This window comes from Brevundimonas sp. EAKA (genome assembly GCF_000698025.1).
Taxonomy (GTDB): Bacteria; Pseudomonadota; Alphaproteobacteria; order Caulobacterales; family Caulobacteraceae; genus Brevundimonas; species Brevundimonas mediterranea_A.
The window spans coordinates 1-16549 of sequence record NZ_JMQR01000067.1 but is presented as its reverse complement, the minus strand read 5'-3'; the positions used below and the strand labels follow the sequence as shown (position 1 = coordinate 16549).

General features: G+C 68.7%; 19 protein-coding genes. 9 read left to right on the top strand and 10 right to left on the bottom strand.

Annotation, left to right across the window (positions count from 1 at the left end):
- The first annotated feature begins 94 nt into the window (after positions 1-94).
- Together ER13_RS10760 and ER13_RS10755 are read left to right on the top strand one after the other, a co-directional pair.
- Complete coding sequence (locus ER13_RS10760) at positions 95-1474, top strand: M17 family metallopeptidase (protein ID WP_035309140.1); 1380 nt, start codon at positions 95-97, stop codon at positions 1472-1474.
- A gap of 82 nt (positions 1475-1556) precedes the next feature.
- A complete protein-coding gene (locus ER13_RS10755) occupies positions 1557-2345 on the top strand; it encodes a C40 family peptidase (RefSeq protein WP_035309137.1) in 789 nt (262 codons plus the stop codon).
- 1 nt (position 2346) lies between these two features.
- Here the strand turns inward: ER13_RS10755 and mmcB are convergent, their stop codons facing one another.
- The 5 genes from mmcB to thpR all read right to left on the bottom strand — a co-directional run bounded on the left by mmcB (position 2347) and on the right by thpR (position 5289).
- Positions 2347-2793, bottom strand: a complete 447-nt coding sequence (gene mmcB, locus ER13_RS10750) for a DNA repair putative endonuclease MmcB (protein WP_035309135.1) — start codon at positions 2791-2793, stop codon at positions 2347-2349.
- A gap of 103 nt (positions 2794-2896) precedes the next feature.
- A complete protein-coding gene (locus ER13_RS10745) occupies positions 2897-3433 on the bottom strand; it encodes a carbonic anhydrase (protein ID WP_035309133.1) in 537 nt (178 codons plus the stop codon).
- A 149-nt stretch (positions 3434-3582) separates the two neighbouring features.
- Positions 3583-4116, bottom strand: coding sequence for a lipocalin family protein (locus ER13_RS10740; RefSeq protein WP_035309131.1), 534 nt, complete (start codon positions 4114-4116; stop codon positions 3583-3585).
- Positions 4117-4177: 61 nt separating this feature from the next.
- Positions 4178-4753 (bottom strand): GNAT family N-acetyltransferase, encoded by a 576-nt coding sequence (locus tag ER13_RS10735; protein WP_035309129.1) that lies wholly within the window; start codon positions 4751-4753, stop codon positions 4178-4180.
- Positions 4750-5289 carry an RNA 2',3'-cyclic phosphodiesterase gene (thpR, locus tag ER13_RS10730; protein WP_008264190.1) on the bottom strand — a complete coding sequence of 180 codons (540 nt, stop codon included), beginning with the start codon at positions 5287-5289 and terminating at the stop codon, positions 4750-4752. The genes ER13_RS10735 and thpR overlap by 4 nt, the downstream gene beginning before the upstream one ends.
- Before the next feature lie 130 nt (positions 5290-5419).
- Here thpR and ER13_RS10725 point away from each other — a divergent pair, with 130 nt between their 5' ends.
- Positions 5420-6169, top strand: a complete 750-nt coding sequence (locus ER13_RS10725; RefSeq protein ID WP_008263679.1) for a Bax inhibitor-1/YccA family protein — start codon at positions 5420-5422, stop codon at positions 6167-6169.
- A 176-nt stretch (positions 6170-6345) separates the two neighbouring features.
- On the top strand, positions 6346-6900 hold the full coding sequence (locus tag ER13_RS18435) for a hypothetical protein (RefSeq protein ID WP_155988141.1): 555 nt from the start codon (positions 6346-6348) through the stop codon (positions 6898-6900).
- Between the two features lie 7 nt (positions 6901-6907).
- Here ER13_RS18435 and ER13_RS10720 read toward each other — a convergent pair whose 3' ends face one another.
- Together ER13_RS10720 and ER13_RS10715 are read right to left on the bottom strand one after the other, a co-directional pair.
- On the bottom strand, positions 6908-7243 hold the full coding sequence (locus ER13_RS10720; RefSeq protein WP_008262258.1) for a DUF2794 domain-containing protein: 336 nt from the start codon (positions 7241-7243) through the stop codon (positions 6908-6910).
- A 345-nt stretch (positions 7244-7588) separates the two neighbouring features.
- The gene (locus ER13_RS10715) at positions 7589-8944 is read right to left on the bottom strand and encodes a trypsin-like peptidase domain-containing protein (RefSeq protein ID WP_008264152.1); all 1356 of its coding nucleotides are present in this window, start codon (positions 8942-8944) and stop codon (positions 7589-7591) included.
- A gap of 154 nt (positions 8945-9098) precedes the next feature.
- Here ER13_RS10715 and ER13_RS10710 point away from each other — a divergent pair, with 154 nt between their 5' ends.
- Positions 9099-9398 carry a DUF6356 family protein gene (locus tag ER13_RS10710; RefSeq protein WP_008263032.1) on the top strand — a complete coding sequence of 100 codons (300 nt, stop codon included), beginning with the start codon at positions 9099-9101 and terminating at the stop codon, positions 9396-9398.
- An 81-nt stretch (positions 9399-9479) separates the two neighbouring features.
- Positions 9480-10652, top strand: coding sequence for a 23S rRNA (adenine(2503)-C(2))-methyltransferase RlmN (gene rlmN, locus ER13_RS10705; protein WP_035309125.1), 1173 nt, complete (start codon positions 9480-9482; stop codon positions 10650-10652).
- Here rlmN and ER13_RS10700 read toward each other — a convergent pair.
- Positions 10612-11058, bottom strand: coding sequence for a hypothetical protein (locus ER13_RS10700; protein WP_035309123.1), 447 nt, complete (start codon positions 11056-11058; stop codon positions 10612-10614). The genes rlmN and ER13_RS10700 overlap by 41 nt on opposite strands.
- Positions 11055-11966: an acyl-CoA desaturase gene (locus tag ER13_RS10695; RefSeq protein WP_035309121.1), complete on the bottom strand. Its 912-nt coding sequence runs from the start codon at positions 11964-11966 to the stop codon at positions 11055-11057. Before ER13_RS10695 ends, ER13_RS10700 begins: the two co-directional genes overlap by 4 nt.
- Before the next feature lie 90 nt (positions 11967-12056).
- Between ER13_RS10695 and ER13_RS10690 the strand changes: the two genes are divergently transcribed.
- The 3 genes from ER13_RS10690 to ER13_RS10680 all read left to right on the top strand — a co-directional run bounded on the left by ER13_RS10690 (position 12057) and on the right by ER13_RS10680 (position 13745).
- A complete protein-coding gene (locus ER13_RS10690; protein ID WP_008263381.1) occupies positions 12057-12389 on the top strand; it encodes a metalloregulator ArsR/SmtB family transcription factor in 333 nt (110 codons plus the stop codon).
- Between the two features lie 69 nt (positions 12390-12458).
- A complete protein-coding gene (locus ER13_RS10685; protein ID WP_008263805.1) occupies positions 12459-12899 on the top strand; it encodes a DUF350 domain-containing protein in 441 nt (146 codons plus the stop codon).
- Positions 12900-12914: 15 nt separating this feature from the next.
- Positions 12915-13745 (top strand): serine protease, encoded by an 831-nt coding sequence (locus ER13_RS10680; protein ID WP_035309119.1) that lies wholly within the window; start codon positions 12915-12917, stop codon positions 13743-13745.
- 64 nt (positions 13746-13809) lie between these two features.
- On the opposite strand, the gene ER13_RS10675 is transcribed toward ER13_RS10680, so the two are convergent.
- The coding region (locus ER13_RS10675) for a pitrilysin family protein (RefSeq protein WP_035309116.1) at positions 13810-16549 on the bottom strand (2740 nt) is incomplete at its 5' end.

Sequence of the window (16549 nt, the reverse complement as noted above, 5' to 3'; positions counted from 1 at the left end):
GGGCGGGCATGGGCGACATGGGTGGAGTCCTGACGGTCCTCGGTCGCCCCCAGACTCGCCGGTTCGCGTCAACTGTTGGTTAAGAAGGCCCGTCATGTCCGTATTCCATCCCCTGCTGGTCGCCGCACAAGACGGCGCAGACGCCGTGCCGATCCGCTTCGTCGGTCCGGATCAGGCGCTGGACGGCGCCGTGCGCCCTTGGGCCGATCTGCACGGGTTCGAGGGCAAGCCGGGTCAGCTTTTGATCGCGCCCCAGGGCGACGGGATCGGCCAGGTCCTGGTCGGAACGGGTCCGGTCTTCGATCCGATGGCGGCGCGGGGCCTGTCCGCCCGCCTGCCCGGCGGCCTCTATCGTCTGGAGACCGAGCCGCATCAGGCCCAGGCCGCCGCCCTGGCCTTCCTGCTGGGGGCCTATGTCTTCGACCGCTACAAGGCCAGGCCGGACAAGACGCCGGTCCGGCTGGTCGCGCCCGAGGGGCTGGACCTCGCCGAGACAACGCGGATCGTCGCCGCCTGCGCCCTGGCGCGCGAGATGGTCGACACCCCCGCCGCCGACATGGGGCCTTTGCAGATCGAGACCATCGCCCGCGAGATCGCCGAGAGCGCCGGGGCCGCGATCACGGTGACCGAGGGCGACGCCCTGCTGGAGGCGAACTATCCCGCCGTCCACGCCGTCGGCCGGGCCGCCGCGCCGCACCGGGCCCCGCGCCTGATCGAGATCGGCTGGAAGCTGGACCAGGCCGATCTGCCCCTGGTGGCCCTGGTCGGCAAGGGGGTGGTGTTCGACACCGGGGGGCTGGACCTGAAGCCGGCCGCCGGGATGCGGAACATGAAGAAGGACATGGGCGGATCGGCCCACGCCCTGGCCCTGGGGCGGTTGGTCATGCAGGCCGATCTGCCGGTGCGGCTGGTGGTCATCGTGGCGGCGGTGGAGAACGCCGTCTCGGCCGACGCCTTCCGGCCGGGCGACATACTCAACAGCCGCAAGGGGCTGACGATCGAGATCGGCAACACTGATGCGGAGGGACGGCTGATCCTGGCCGACGCCCTGACGCGGGCGGGCGAGCATGAGCCCGACCTGACCCTGGACTTCGCCACCCTGACCGGGGCGGCGCGGATCGCCCTGGGGCCGGACCTGCCGCCCCTCTATACCGACGACGACGCCCTGGCCGAGGGCCTGCTGGCGGCGGCGACCGCGGTGCGCGATCCCCTGTGGCGGATGCCGCTGTGGGCCGGCTATCGCAGCGCTCTGGACACCGAGATCGCCGACCTGAAGAACGACTCCTCGGCCGGGGCCCAGGCGGGGTCGGTGACGGCCGCCCTGTTCCTGCAGCGCTTCGCCCCGACCACCGGCGCATGGGCGCATATGGACATCTTCGCCTGGAACCCCCGCGCCCGGCCCGGCTATCCCGAAGGCGGCGAGGCTCAGGCCCTAAGGGCTTGTTTCCACTATTTGAAAACGCGGTTCTGTTGATTTCTTTCAGAAAAAAGACGGCTGTTAACGGCCCCTTCGGCATCTGCCGATAGGGTTTGGGTTCAACCATGCGAGTCCACGTTTGACCGACGTCCTCGACCTTCTTCCGACCGGCGACCGCCTCGCTCGCCCCGACCTCGCCGAACAGGCGCTGGAAGGGCTGGTGCGCGCGTCCGCCTATCGCAAGACCGAGCCCATGCATTGCCGCGTCGCCGTGGCCGACATCCTGTCGGACCGCGACGCCCGCATCGATCAGCTGCTGCACGGCGAGATCTTCGACGTCCTGGACCGGGCCAACGGTCGGGCCTGGGGCCGGGCGCGCCGCGACGGCGTGGTCGGCTGGGTGGTGCTGGACAGTCTGTCGGCCGGGGCGCCCCTGCCGACCCGCCCCGTCGCCGCCGTGGACGCCGCCCTGCCGCTGAACGCCCTGGTGGTCGAGACGGCCGAGGGTCTGGCCGAGACCGATCTGCAACCCGTCGGCGATTTCGAACGCGACCTGGCCGCCGTGGCCGAGCGCCTGCTGGGCCGCCCGCACGAACCGGGCGCCCGCTCATCCGTCTCCACCGACTGTTCCGGCCTAGTGCAGCAGGCCTTGCTGGCCTGCGGCCTGCCCGGTCCGCGTCGCTCCGACGCCCAGGCCGAACTGGGCCAGGCGGCCCCCGCCGGCCCGCACCTGCGCGGCGACATCGTGGTCTGGCTGGCGCCCGGCGGCGATCAGGACTGGACCGGCCATTCGGCCCTGATGATCGACGCCGAACGGATCATCCATTCCACCGGAGACAAGGGCGGGGTCGTAATCGAGGCCCTGGCCGAGGTCGAGGCGCGCCTGACGGCCGAAGGTTTCGCCTCCGCCGTCTTCCGCCGCCTCTGATTTAATCCCGCATCGTCCGCATCGCCCCCAGCCGGGCGAAGGCCAGGGTCAGGGCCTTGCGTCGCGCCGGCGCCAGCGGACTGACCGGCGCCGTCCGCACCACCGCCCCGCCGAAGCCGTCGGCCACGATAAGCCCGGGCGCCTCCGGCAGGACGTCCTGCGGAAACTCCGGCGCGACCGCAAAATACAGGGCGTCGCAGAACGGCCCGTATTCCTGCCATTTGCGGTCGACGCGATAGTCCTCCACCCCTGACTTGACCTCGCAGATGACGATGTCGCCCTTCGGCCCGACCGCCATGACGTCGGCCCGCCGTCCATTGGGCAGGCAGACCTCGAGCAGGGGCGCATAGCCCATGTCCAGCATCAGCCGCGCCGCCCCCCGCGTGACCGACAGGGTGGTTTCCGGCCGGCTGAAGACCAGTTCGAGAGAGACTGCGGTGGCGGCCATGCCGGATTTATGTTCCGGATACGTTCCGGGCGCAAGCGGCGGATCGTCCGGCGGCCCCGATCGGGCTCAGGATTATGGACGGGCTCCTGGGAGGGGATGCGCCTCAGGCGATCTCCTCGACATCGCCGTCCAGATCCATCAGGGCCAGTTCGACCTCCACGTGGGGGTGGCGCTGCTTGATCGCGTCGCGCAGGGCGTGAAGCTGCTGAGTGTGGACCGCCAGTTCCTTGTCGGGCGTATCGACGGTCTCGGCGCCCAGAAGGACCTTGTAGGCGCCGCAGTCGCGGTGGTCGATCACCATGACCTTGTGGATGTGGTGGAGGTCGATGGCGACGTCCATGTGAGTCCAGAAGGTCTCACCCCAGCTGGGGAATTTGTCGGTCAGAGCGCCCAGCGAGGCGCCGGCCAGGACGACGTGGTCGTATTTGTCATGGAGGCCGTGGCCTTCCATATAGGCGATGGTGTCATCGGTCAGGCGATAGTCCATGCAGGTCAGCAGCAGGATTTCGGTGTGGCCCCGCGCCCGGGCGACGCCGGGCGCCAGGGTGGACAGCAGGCTGACGCCGCCGCCCAGGGCGATCAGACCGAAGGCGCTCCGGCGCGACAGGGTGGGGGTGTTGTGGGCGCAGCAGTCGGTCACGATGATCGCTCCGTGGTTGAGGGCGATGTCACGGGTAACTGCGTTCGTCCAGCTTGACTATTCAGTAGTCGTGCGGACCAGGGGGATAATACGGCCTTAAGGCTTGGGGGCGGGCGAGCGCGGCGTGTTGCGACGTCGATCCGGGCCTCTCAGCGCCCCGTGCTGACCACCCGGCTCATGTCCAGGCCCAGGGCGCGGGCGCGGGCCATCAGGCGGCTGCGTTCCGCCGCAGAGACGCTCTGGTCGCGATGCCAGATCCACCAGTCGGACTTGTTCGGCAGGGCCAGGATGGCCCAGCTGTATTCCGGATCATGGTCCCAGACCCAGTAGTTCTGGCCCGCCAGACCGCCGAAGCTGAGCAGGCCGGGCAGGGTGAAGCGGAATTTGGAGTTGGTCGTGGTGTCGGCGATGCGGGCGTTGGCGCGCAGCACCTCGTTGCGCCCGTCGGCGCGGCGGGTGCAGGTGACGACGATGCCGTAGCGGTCGGGTCGATCCTGACGCGTGAAGTCGATCTGGGCCCGGCTGCAGTCCTTCTGGACGTCGTTATGGCTGCGCTCGATCTCGAACCAGCGGCCGTCGAACCGGTCCAGATCGACGGCCCGCGACTGGGCCAGGGCGGCGAACGGCAGGGCGATCAGGGCGGCGGCGACGAGGGAGGCGGTAATCTGGGCGGCGCGGATCATCGGGCGTATCCTCGTTCGGGTTTGAAAAACGGATACGTTGCAAGCCGGCCTTCGGTTGCCGTCAGGGGTTCAGGCGCGCCCGATTGACGGCCCAGTCGGCGCGCGTCTGACCCCACAGGTCGATCACATGATCCTGCATCGGCTCGGGCAACTGGCCGCGTCCGCGATTGACCGAGCCCAGCCGCGTCGCCACCCGGGCCGAGGGCAGGTTGTCGGGATCGATACAGTGGATCACGTCGTCCCAGCCCAGAACGTCGAAGGCGTAGTCTATCGTCGCGGCCGCCGCCTCGACCGCATAGCCCTTGCCGGTGGCGTCGCGGTGCAGACTCCAGCCCACCTCGCGGCCCGGCCAGCCATAGGGGTGGAGGGGGCCGATCCGGCCGACCCAGAGACCCGTCGATTTTTCCAGGATGGAGAACATGCCCTCGCCCGTCAGGGCCCACATGCCGGCGACGGCGCACAGGGTGCGCCAGACCTGGGGCGGGGGCTGGACGCCGCCGATGAAACGGGCGGTCTCCTCATCGGCCATGAACTCGACCCAGCGGGGAAAATCCTCGACCGCCGGCGGACGCAGGATCAGCCGCGCGGTCTCCAGCGTCGGGCCGAGGGTCACGTACGGCGAAACGGCGTAGGTCACAGTAGATACTCCCGCTCCAGCGCGTACTGGCTGCCGTCGCCGGTCAGGACGCTGGAATAGAGGCCGAAACGGTCGATGCGGATGGGCGGCGAATGCAGCAGATTGTGGCCCGCCATCCAGGCGCCGATCCGGTCCGGGTTCGTCTGGGGCTTCAGATAGGCCAGGGTGACGTGCGGGCGGTAGTCGCGGGCCTCCAGCCTCAGGCCCGCGCGTTCGCCGGCCTTCTTGCAGCGGCCCGCCAGGACGGCCAGCCTTTCGTTGGGCGTCTCGACCCCGGCCCAGAGGGTGTGGCTGCGGTGGTCGTCGCCGAAGGCGCCGACGCCCTTCAACACGATCTCGAAGGGGCCGCCAGCGACGCGGGCCAGTTCGGAGGCCAGGTCGTCGGCCCGGCGCTCGTCCGTCTCACCGTAGAAGGCCAGGGTGACGTGCAGGGCGTCCAGGGGCCGCCAGCGCGCGCCCGGAAGGCCAGACTGGCGGCGTTTCAGCGTCTCCTCGACGTCCGGCGGCAGGGTCAGGGCGGTGAACAGGCGCAACATGCGACCGAAGGTAGCGGCAGGAACCGCGCCCTCCAAGTCCGGTTTTCCTTGCAGTGGAGCCTGTGGCTCACGATATTCGAGCCCTGTGATCGGAGAAGTCTCTCCGGCCAATCGGAGAAAGCACGTCGCCATGAGCGATTTCAACAACGGCTACGCCCGCCCCCTGCCGCAGACGGCCGACATGTCGGTGGACGCCGGCCTGCGCGGCTTCATGCTGGGCGTCTACAACAAGCTGGCCCTGGGCCTCGTGGTCGCGGCGGCCCTGGCCTATGTCACCGGCAATGTGCCGGCGGTGCAGCAACTGCTGTTCGGCGTGACGCCGGACGGCCGCGTCGGCCTGACCATGCTGGGCATGATCGTCCAGTTCTCGCCGCTGGTGCTGCTGTTCGGCTCGATGTTCTTCATGAAGAACCCGACGGCGAAGGGCGTGAATCTGCTGTACTGGGCCGTGGTCGCCTCGATCGGCGCGGGCCTGGGCGTCCTGTTCCTGCGCTATACCGGCGCCTCGCTGGCCTCGACCTTCCTGGTCACGGCGGCGGCCTTCGGCGGTCTGAGCCTGGTGGGTTACACCACCAAGAAGGACCTGACGGCCATGGGCACCTTCCTGATCTTCGGCGTGATCGGCCTGATCGTCGCGATGATCGTCAACATGTTCATGCAGTCGGGGACCCTGTACCTGATCATCTCGGGCCTGGGCGTGCTGATCTTCGCGGGTCTGATCGCCTATGACACCCAGCGTCTGAAGATGACCTACTACGCCCTGGGCGGCGACCAGAACGCCATGGGCGTGGCCACGGGCTTCGGCGCCCTGAGCCTGTTCATCAACTTCGTGAACCTGTTCCAATTCCTGCTGGCCTTCATGGGCGGCAACCGGAACTAAGACCTGTCGCAAGACGGATGCGGAAAGGGCCCCTCGCGGGGCCCTTTCTTTTTGCGGCATAGTGTTTACGCCTTGGCTCGACCAAATGGGGGTGAGCGATGTGGAAACGCGGACGGTGCTTGGCTGGGCTTGTCGCAAGCTTGCTCATGACGTCGTCGCTCGGGGGGTGCCTGACATTGGCCGCCATTCAGAGGGCCAATGAGGAACGAGAAGTTTCGCAACGTTTGCATGCGGGGGCCGTCGAGCAATCCTGGTTCGAACGCGAGGGATTTCCACTTTCGGGCAATGTCGAGGTGAAGACTCCTACAATCGTTGCGACGCCGGACGGCTCTCGGCCGGTGGAGCCGGAAACTCTGACCTGCGAGGGGCTGTCCGCCAGACTGATCCCAGACACGCCGCATCATCGCTGGGTTCTGGAACATCGATTTGGCTTTGCGCTGGAGCCCGGCGGCGAGTGGCGAAGCGGCGTTCCGGGGCTGCATCGCTGGGCTTGGCCGGAAAGCCCAGCCTATGTCCAAGATGTCGAATGCGGTTCCGGCGGCGTGTTCAGCTTTCCGAAGATACCCGACGGGCGGTACTTCTTCATGGCGGGTCTCAACTCACCTTCTTATGATTCCGCGAGTCGAGTGGATTTCGTCCTGAAACCCCTAGTCGTTTCGGGCGGGCGTCGACGCCCGCAGTTGATAGTCGTCATGGAGTACGGGGCCGTCTCGCGGCCGTCGAAGAAATAGGCCCGTCTTAATCCACCACCTGGAACTTCCGGCCGTCGAACACCCGCAGGACTTGGGCCAGGTCGCGGCCGCGTTTGAGGATCTGGCCGCCTTCGCCGATGATCGCCCACTGGCCCTGGCGCACCTGGAGCGCCGGGCGTTTCTCGATGCGGTAGAAGGGGGCGTCGCCCGACCGGCGGAAGACGGCGACCTCGGCGAAGTCCTTGTGGCCGACCATGGCGTAGTCGCGCCATTCCCCCTGGGCGACCATGCGGCCATAGACCCGCAGGATCAGGTCCAGCTCGCGCCGTTCAAAGAAGACCGTGCCGGATTGGGGCTGGGCCTCGTGCGGGGTCATGCTCATGGTCTGAACTTAGTCGCCCCGGCGAGCGGCGCCAGAGGGGTCTGGCGGGGAAGAAAACGCCCGCGACACCAAATGGCCCTGTTTCGTTCCTTCGCCCGCCCGTTTGGAAGGCGAGATACCGATCATCGGCTCGTCGGAGTTCGGAAGCGTCCGGATCCTGAACAGCCCCCCCAGCCCCCTGGATGTTTCCACAAAAGGCTCCGGCGGCCGATGCTTCCTCCAAGCGAGCGCCCGCCTTGCCGATCCCCTCCCCCTCCCAGGCAAGGCGGGTGTTTCTTTCTGGAGCCAGGCTCGGGTCGGATGCGCCACGGTCGGCGCCCGACCCGAAGCCTTTAGGCCGCGCCCTCAGGCCGTAAGAGGGATTTCCAGGTTCACCGTCACCGTATCGCCATTGCGGCGCGCCTCGACCGCGGTCGCGCCCGCCGATCCGCGCAGGGCCTCGGCCGCCGCGCGGGCGTCTGCGACCGGGGCGCCCCCGACTGAAGTAATGATGTCGCCGGCGATCAGTTCGCCCTGGGCCGCCGCCGAGCCGCCCTCGACAGCGACGACCTGAACCTCGCCATCGAGGTCGCGCAGGGTGGCGCCGTAAGCCAGCACCCGGTCCGCGCCGATATGGACCGCGCCCTCGACGGGGGTCGCAACCGTCAGGGCGGTCGTGGCCTCGTGCCCGGCGCGCAGATAGACCACGTTCAGGCTGGACCCCGGCGCGGCGACGCCGACCGTGGCGTTGACCGACCCGGCGTTGGCCACCGGCCGGCCCTGGATGCGGGTGACGACGTCGTCGTCGCGCAGGCCTGCCCGTTCGGCCGGCGAGCCGGGGGCCACGTCGGCGACCACGGCCCCGCGCACGATGCCCAGCCGCATCTCGCGGGCGCGTTCGGCGGTCAGGGAGGCGAAGATGGCCCCGGTCTCGCCGCGCTTGACCTCGCCGTGGGCGCGCAGCTGGTCGGCGACATACAGCATGATCCGCGTGGGCACGGCGAAGGCGATGCCGTCATTGCCCCCGCCCATGCCGCCCGACAGGATCGAGGTGTTGATCCCGATCAGCCGCCCCCGGCTGTCCAGCAGCGGCCCGCCCGAATTGCCCGAGTTCACGGCCGCGTCGGTCTGGATATAGTCCTCGACGGCGTCGCCCAGGCCCGAACGGTTCAGGCCCGAAATGACCCCCATGGTCAGGGTCTGGTCCAGGCCCAGCGGATATCCGACCGCAAAGGCCAGGTCGCCGGTCCGCAGGGTGTCGGAATCGACCGTCTGGACCTGTTTCAGGTTCAGCGGCCGGCCGTCGGGCACGATCTTCAGCACGGCGATGTCGGTGGCCTTGTCCGCCCCGACCAGGACGGCGTCGAACAGGCGGCCGTCGGTCAGGTCGACGGTGAATTTCCGCCCGTTCTCGACCACGTGGTTGTTGGTGATCAATATGCCCTGGGCCGCGTCGACGATGACGCCCGAGCCCGAGGCGTAGGGTTTGGGATCGTCGGCGTCCGAGCTGGGGCCGCGCGACTGGCCCAGGGTCGTCACCTGGACCACGGCGGGCAGGGAGGCCTCCAGGCCGGCGGCGAAACTGAAGACTCCGCGCCGGGCGTCATAGGGAAGATAGCTGGGGCCGGACTGCGCCGGAGACTGCGCAAGGACCGGACCGGCGAAGGCCAGCAGAGCGGCCGCAAGAGCGAGGGTCGAGGCGGCCGTGGAGCGAAGCGTCATCGAGATTTCCTTGATCGAGACGCGACTCTAGCCCGAGTTCTCGCGCATGACGATGGGCTCGGCGGCGGCTTGTTTCGGGCGGTTGCAAAACAAGGCTTGCGTCAGGCCCGCTCCCACATGACCATCGGCGTTCGCGAACACCCGGAGCCGCCGCATGAGCCAGACGACGATCGACCGCGCCCGCTCGGGTTCGACGGCGTTCGACCGCCTGTTCCGCGAGCACCCCCGCCAGGTCGGCGAGACCTATCTCCAGCATATGGCCGCCTCGGCCGTCTTCGGTTTCCGCCTGCTGCGGCTGGCCGGCGCCGCCTTCGCCCATGCCCTGATCCCTGGCGTGCACAAGACCACAGTCTCCACCGCCGTGCGCTGCATGGCCCAGGAAATGGGCGGCCGGGCGGAAGAGGCGAAACTGACCCGGATGCGCGATGCTGGGGTGTGGGACGTGGGGCTGTAGTCGGGTCGGGAACCGCCCGGCCATGCAATTGCCGGGGTTCGTGCTATATAGGCCGGCTAAACCGCATCCAGGATCGCCGCCTTGAGCATCACGCTCGATCTTTCCCGTGTCTCCAACGCGCCCGCTTTGAAGGCCCCCGTCAACCTGTCCGGTCTGACGCGCGCGGGCCTGCGCCAGGCGCTGATCGACGCGAACGTCTGTCCGCCCGAAAAGGCCAAGATGCGCGCCAGCCAGGTGTGGAGCTGGATCCACCACTACGGCGTCACCGAGTTTTCGGCCATGAGCAATGTGGCCAAGGACATGCAGGCCAAGCTGGCCGAGCATTTCACCCTGGCCCGGCCCGAGATCGTCGAACGCCAGGTGTCGAAGGACGGCACCCGCAAATGGCTGATCCGCACCGCCCCGGGCATCGAGATCGAGACCGTCTATATCCCCGACGTGGGCCGGGCCGGCGCCCTGTGCGTGTCCAGCCAGGTCGGCTGCACCCTGAACTGCACCTTCTGCCACACCGGCACGCAGAAGCTGGTCCGCAACCTGACCGCCGCCGAGATCGTGGCCCAGGTCCAGGTCGCCCGCGACGACCTGGAGGAATGGCCGTCTCCGAAAGAAGACCGCCGCCTGTCCAACATCGTCTTCATGGGCATGGGCGAGCCGCTCTACAATCTGGACCATGTCGCCGACGCCATCGACATCATCTCGGACAATGAGGGCATCGCCCTGTCGCGTCGGCGGATCACGGTCTCGACCTCGGGCGTGGTGCCGCAGCTCGACGCCCTTGGCACGCGCACGGCGGCCATGCTGGCCATCAGCCTGCACGCCACCAACGACGCCCTGCGCGATGTCCTGGTGCCGCTGAACAAGAAATATCCGCTGGACCAGCTGATGGCGGGCATCCGGGCCTATCCGGGCCTGTCGAACGCGCGGCGGGTGACGTTCGAATACGTCATGCTGAAGGGCGTCAACGACAGTCCCGAAGAGGCGCGGGCCTTGCTGAAGCTGATCGAGGGCATTCCGGCCAAGATCAACCTGATTCCGTTCAACCCCTGGCCGGGCGTCGAATACGAATGCTCGGACTGGAAGACGATCGAGCGTTTCGCCGCCATCCTGAACAAGGCCGGCTACGCCAGCCCCATCCGCACGCCGCGCGGCCGCGACATCCTGGCCGCCTGCGGCCAGCTGAAGTCCGAGAGCGAGAAGGTGCGGGCGAGCGCGCTCAGGAAGGCGGAGCAGGCGGCGGGGGCGGAAGCGGCCTGAACGGACGATTGTAGACCATCCACCAAGCGACATAGCCTGCGGCCGCGCCGGGAAAAATGAGCAGGTATGGCGGAACGATAGGCCAGAGAATCCACTGGGCCAGACTCGCGCTGGGCGCGCCAATCACGGCCCCGACCAAAGGCGAGCGCAGCCCCATTCTGTGCGTCATGGCCCAGGCTGGCCAGCCCACCATCACGATGCCGATGAGAAAGACGGGCGTAGCCACGCTGAAGAAGAGGATTATCCCAATCAGCCAAGCGAAGAGGTGTGTCGGATAGTCCGTTGCTGAAAGCTGATCCCACATGGCCAAAAAAATGAGTTGACCCGAAAAGCTGGCTCCGCCCGCGACCGCTCCGAAGATGAAGGCGCGAAACAGATGGTCGAAGGGAATGCGCTCGCGGTTCATGCCGAAGCTCGCCCTAACTGAGCCGCCCGCTCCGTCATCGTCTCCGACGTCCGCACGTCCCAGGCCAGACCCAGCCGTTCCAGCACCTGGATGAACCGGAACCCCCAGTCGCTCTGGCCGGGATAGAGGCCGATCTTCGCCGAGCCGGGATAGGCGTGATGGTTGTTGTGCCAGGCCTCGCCCATGGTCGGGATGGCGGCCCAGGGCACGTCATGGGCCTGGACGCCCGCCTCGCGTACCAGCCAGGTCTGCGGACCGCGACGGTGGGCCTGATGGCCGACGAACCAGTGGCCGATGACGCTGGCCGAGACCCGGGCGCAGACGCCCCAGACTACGAAACTCCAGCCGCCCATCAGCCAAAGCCCGGCCGCGACAGGAAGCTGTTGCAGCATCCAGGTCCGTTCCAGGAACCGATAGAAGGGATCGCGGCCGATCCGGCCCAGATCGAAACGCGGCGGTCGTTCCAGCACCAGCCGGCAGTGCATCTGCCACCAGGCGTCGACCGCCATAGGCCGCCGGTGGGCCAGATAGTCGTGGCAGGCGGTCTGGCGCTGGGCCCAGTCGCGCATGTCGTGGCTGCGGATCATCCAGAAGGGACCGCTCATGCCGACCAAGGTCCCGAACCAGACCAAAACCCGCTCGAGCCACAGCGGGCATTCGAAGCTGCCGTGGATCAGCCGGCGATGGAATCCGACCGAATGGCCCAGCAGCAGGGTCGCCCCCGTCGTGACCACGAAGGCCGCGACAGCGGCCAGGCTGAAGGTCATGGCGCCGAAGATCAGGGTGGCCGCGAGCATGCCGCCGTTCCACAGCGAATGAAGCGGGTCCCAGACCACCCGACCCTCGGTCGGGCTGCAGCCGGGTGTCGCGACCAGGCTGTTCACGGCGCAGGGATCATGGTGGTGCATGTCGCGCCTCCCGGTAGGTAGTTAGGTAATCACTTAAACACCGAAATGAGTCACTGGCAAGCGGTTAGCAAATCGCTTAAATACCGCCCTATGCAACGCGTGTTCGAAGCCCTTTCCAGTCCCGTCCGTCGCAAAATCCTAGCCTATCTTGCCCACGCGGACCTGACCGCTGGCGAGATCGCGGCCAAGTTCGAGATCTCCAAGCCGGCGGTGTCCCAGCATCTGTCGGTGCTGGAGGTCGCGGGTCTGGTGACCAGCGAAAAGAAGGGCCAGTACGTTCACTACAGCCTGGCGCCCGACCAACTGACCAACACCCTGAACGGCTATGTCCAGGAGGTCTGCCCGGTCGCCAAGCCGCTGAAACGCGAGAGCGCGGCCCTGGCCAAGGCGCGAGCGAACACGCCGAAGGACGACGGTCTGTAATCTTTCGTCACAAGGTGTTGCTTCGCCGCGCTTGCGGATTGGGGCGGCAATCGGGCAAGGCGTGTGGATATGGACCCATCACTGTCCGACGTTCTGTCCAGCGCCGAGGTGCAGGCTTTCGCCTCGGGCTTTCCGGTCATGGTCATGCACCTGGCCGTCACCCTGCTGCTGCTCGCAGCGGGGGCGGCGATCTACGCCATGCTGACGCCGTGGAAGGAGATCGCCCTGATCCGCGAGGGCAATCCGGCCGCCGCCGTGGCCTTCGCCGGGATATTGGTTGGTCTGGCCATTCCGCTGGCGGTGTCCCTGTCGGTCTCGACCTCGGTTCGGGACATCACCATCTGGGGGGTGGCGACCCTGGTGCTGCAACTGCTGGCCTTCCGGGTCGTGGACCTGATGCTGCACGGCCTGCCGCAGCGGATCAAGGACGGCGAGGTCTCGGCCGCCGTGGTCCTGGTGGGGGCCAAGCTCGCCACGGCCGTGATCCTGTCCGCCGCCCTGACCGGCTGATCGGCGGGCTGACCCATGCAATTCCCCCGCCTGCCGGACTGGGCCATCTACAGCGCGGTCGCGGGCGTGCTGCTGGCCGTGTCGCTGGGCCGGCGCGAGAACGCCGACGCTCCGCCCGCGCCGCCGCCGCCGGACGAGATCGAGGGCGCCCTGCTGGGACCCGTCACCCCCTTCGATGCGGCCGTCACCCTGGACGCGCCGGACACGCCGTTCAGGCCCCGCTCCGGCACCGCCTTTTCCATCGCCGGGCGCGGCCGCTGGATCACCGCCCGCCATGTGGTCGAGGGCTGTCGTCGCCCGGCCCTGGTGATCGGCGGCGGCCGGGCCGTGGCCGCCGACGTGCGCCTGGCGCCCCGCGCCGACGTGGCGCTGCTCATTACCGACGGCGGCCCGCTCGCCCTGCCGGTCGCCGCCCAGACGCCGCTGCGCAAGGGCCAGCGCGCCTTTCATCCCGGCTTCCCCCAAGGGCGGGCCGGCGAGGTGACCTCGCGCCTGCTGGGTCGCGAGACCCTGAAGGTGTTCGGGCGCGGCGCCCGTGACGAGCCGGTCCTGGCCTGGGCCGAGGTCGGACGCACCGACGGACTGGAGGGCACCCTGTCGGGTCTGTCGGGCGCGCCGGTGATGGATGGACGCGGCCGCGTCCTGGGGGTCACTATCGCCGAGGCCCCGCGCCGGGGGCGAATCTACACCACGGCGCCGGAATCCTTCGCTCCCGCCATTCGCGGCGAACAGCGCGCGGACGAGGTGGCGCTGGGCGAGCCGGTGACCATCGACAACTATGGCCGGGTGGCGGATGCCCTGCGGCGGGACCTGCGCGTGGCGCAGGTGGTGTGTCTGTCGGTTTGAGGCGGGCCGTTAACCCGTCATCCTCGGGACAAGCCCGAGGATGACGGGGTCTAGATGGCCGCCTTTATTTCAGCGCGCCGCTGTTCAGGTTCAGGTCCCCGGCCTCGATGACCTCCAGGTTCGGGTGTTTGGCGCGCAGGGCGTCGAGGAACAGCGAACCGTCGCCGACGATCACCAGGCTGGCGCGATTGACCGGCAGGTGGTCGGCGAAGGCGGCCTGGACCTGTTCCGGCGTCACGGCGCGGACGCGGCCGGCGTAGTCGGCCAGATCGCTCATCGGCAGGTCGTACAGGGCCAGGTTGGCGACCAGGGCGCCCAGGCCGTCGACCGTCTCCAGCGAGCGGCCGAAGCCGCCGATCAGGGTGGCCCGGCGCGGGGCCAGGTCGGTCTGGGTCGGGGTTTCGGCGCCCAGTTTGGCGATCTCGGCCAGGATCAGGTCGGCGACCTCGTCGGCGGTCTCGTTCTTGGTCTGGGCTGAGGCGGTGAAGAGACCCGCGTCGGCGCGGACGCCCAGCGAGGATCCGGCGCCGTAGGACAGGCCGCGCTTGATGCGGATTTCCTGGTTCAGCCGCGACGAGAAGCCGCCGCCCAGCAGGGTGTTGCCCACCGTCAGCGGGAAATAGTCGGCGTCGGTGCGCGACACGCCGCGGATGGCGGCGGTGACGGCGGCCTGACCGGCGCCCGGCTGGTTCACCACCACGATGCGCGGGGCCAGGGCCTGACCTGCGGGATTGGCGGCGCCGGCGGGCGCCGTCCCGGCCGGGCGCCAGTCGCCGAACGCCTGTTGCGCCAGGGCGCGGGCGGCGGCGGGGGTGATGTCGCCCGAGAAGACCAGGGTGGCGTCCGACGGCCGATAGCGGGCGGCGTGGAAGGCGGCGACGTCGGCGGGGGTGATGGCCGGCACCGTCTGTGGCGTGAGCGTCGCGCCATAGGGGGCGTCGCCATAGATGACGCGGCCCACGGTCATGCTGGCGATGGAGCTCGGCTGGCTGAGCGCGACGCGCAGGCCGTCCAGGGCCTGGGCCTGCTGACGCTCAAGCTCCTCGGCGGCGAAGACCGGGTTCTTCACCAGATCGGCCATCAGGGCGACCGTCGCCGGGAAGGCGTTGGCCGGGGCGTTGGCGTAGACATTGGTGAAGTCCGCGCCGGCGCCGGCGCCGACCGAGGCGCCCAGTTGTTCGATCTGGGTCGCGATCTCGGGCGCCGTCCTGGTCTTGGTGCCCTGGGTCAGCAGGGCGGCGGTCATGGCGGCGATCCCGGCCTTGCCCGCCGGATCGTCGGCCGAGCCGGCGTCGAAGCTGAGACGGGCCGACACCAGCGGCAGGCCGTCGGTCGGGGCGACCAGGACGCGCAGGCCGTTGTCGAGACGGAAGTCGGCGACGCTGGGCGTGACCGGGGCCACTTCGGCGCCGGGCTGCGGCAGGGGCGTGCGCTGGGCCTCGGGCAGCAGGACGGCGGGGGTTCCGGCCGGCGCCAGGTCGGCGACCTTGACCGGGGCGTCGACGTTCATCTTCTGAACCGAGGGCGGGTTCTGCTCGTCGGCGGCCAGGTAGCGGATCGTCGCCTGGCGCTGCGGCGTCAGATATTTGCGCGCCACGCGCTGGATGTCGGCGACCGTGACGGCCTGGATCTGGGCGATCTCGCGGTCGGCGGCCGCGGCGTCTCCGGTGTTGATCAGGGCGAAACCCAGCGCCGTGGCGCGGTCGTCCACCGTCTCGCGGCTGCGCAGGGCGTCGGCGACGATCTCGTTCTTGGCCTCGGTCAGTTCGGCGGCGGTGACGGGGGCGTCGCGCAGCTTGGCGATCTCGGCGTTCAGGGCGGCCACGCCCTCTTCGGCCGTATGGCCCTGGGCCATGATGGCCAGGGCGGTCAGATTGCCGGCCTGTTGGGCGAAGTCGGGGGTCGAGCCGATCTGGGCGGCGATCTGCTGATCATAGACCAGCGACCGGTACAGGCGGCTCGACTCGCCGGTGGACAGGATGCCGTCCAGCACGGTCAGGGCGGCGCGATCGGCGTCGGCGTACTTGACCGTCGGCCAGCCGACGACAGCGGTGGGCAGGGGCACGTTGGGCGCATAATAGGTGGCGTCGCGCGGGCCGGTCGGCTCGGGCTCGACGACATTATTGGCCGGCAGCGGCGTGGTCGGGTTCTTCAGCGGGGCGAAATACTGGTCGATCCAGCGGTCCAACTGGGCCTGGTCGAAATTGCCCGCCACGATCAGATAGGCGTTGTCGGGCCGGTAATAGGTGGCGTGGAAGCGCAGCACGTCGTCCAGGGACGAGGCCTCGAGCTCCTCGATCGAGCCGATGCCGGCGCGGCGATAGGGGCTCTCCTGATACAGGGTCTCGGGCACGAACAGGCCGAACAGCCGGCCGTAGGGATTGGCCAGAATGCGCTGGCGGTATTCCTCCTTCACCACGTCGCGCTCGGCGACGAAGGTCGGCTCGTCCACGACCAGGGAGCCCATCCGCTCGGCCTCGGCGAACAGCATCCGCTGCAGGTGGTTGGCGGGGACGGTCTCGAAATAGGCGGTGGTGTCGTCGGCGGTGAAGGCGTTGTTCGACCCGCCCACGTCCTCGGTCAGCCGGTCGAAGGTCTCGGGCGGCAGGTTCTTCGTCGCCTTGAACATCAGGTGTTCGAACAGGTGGGCGAAGCCCGAGCGGCCGGCGGGATCGTCCTTGGACCCCACCTTGTACCAGACCTGGACCGTCACGTTCGAGGTGTCGGCGTCGCGCGCCGTATAGACCTCAAGCCCGTTCGGCAGCACGCGCTTGGCGAAGCCAAGCGGCGGCACGACCACGCCC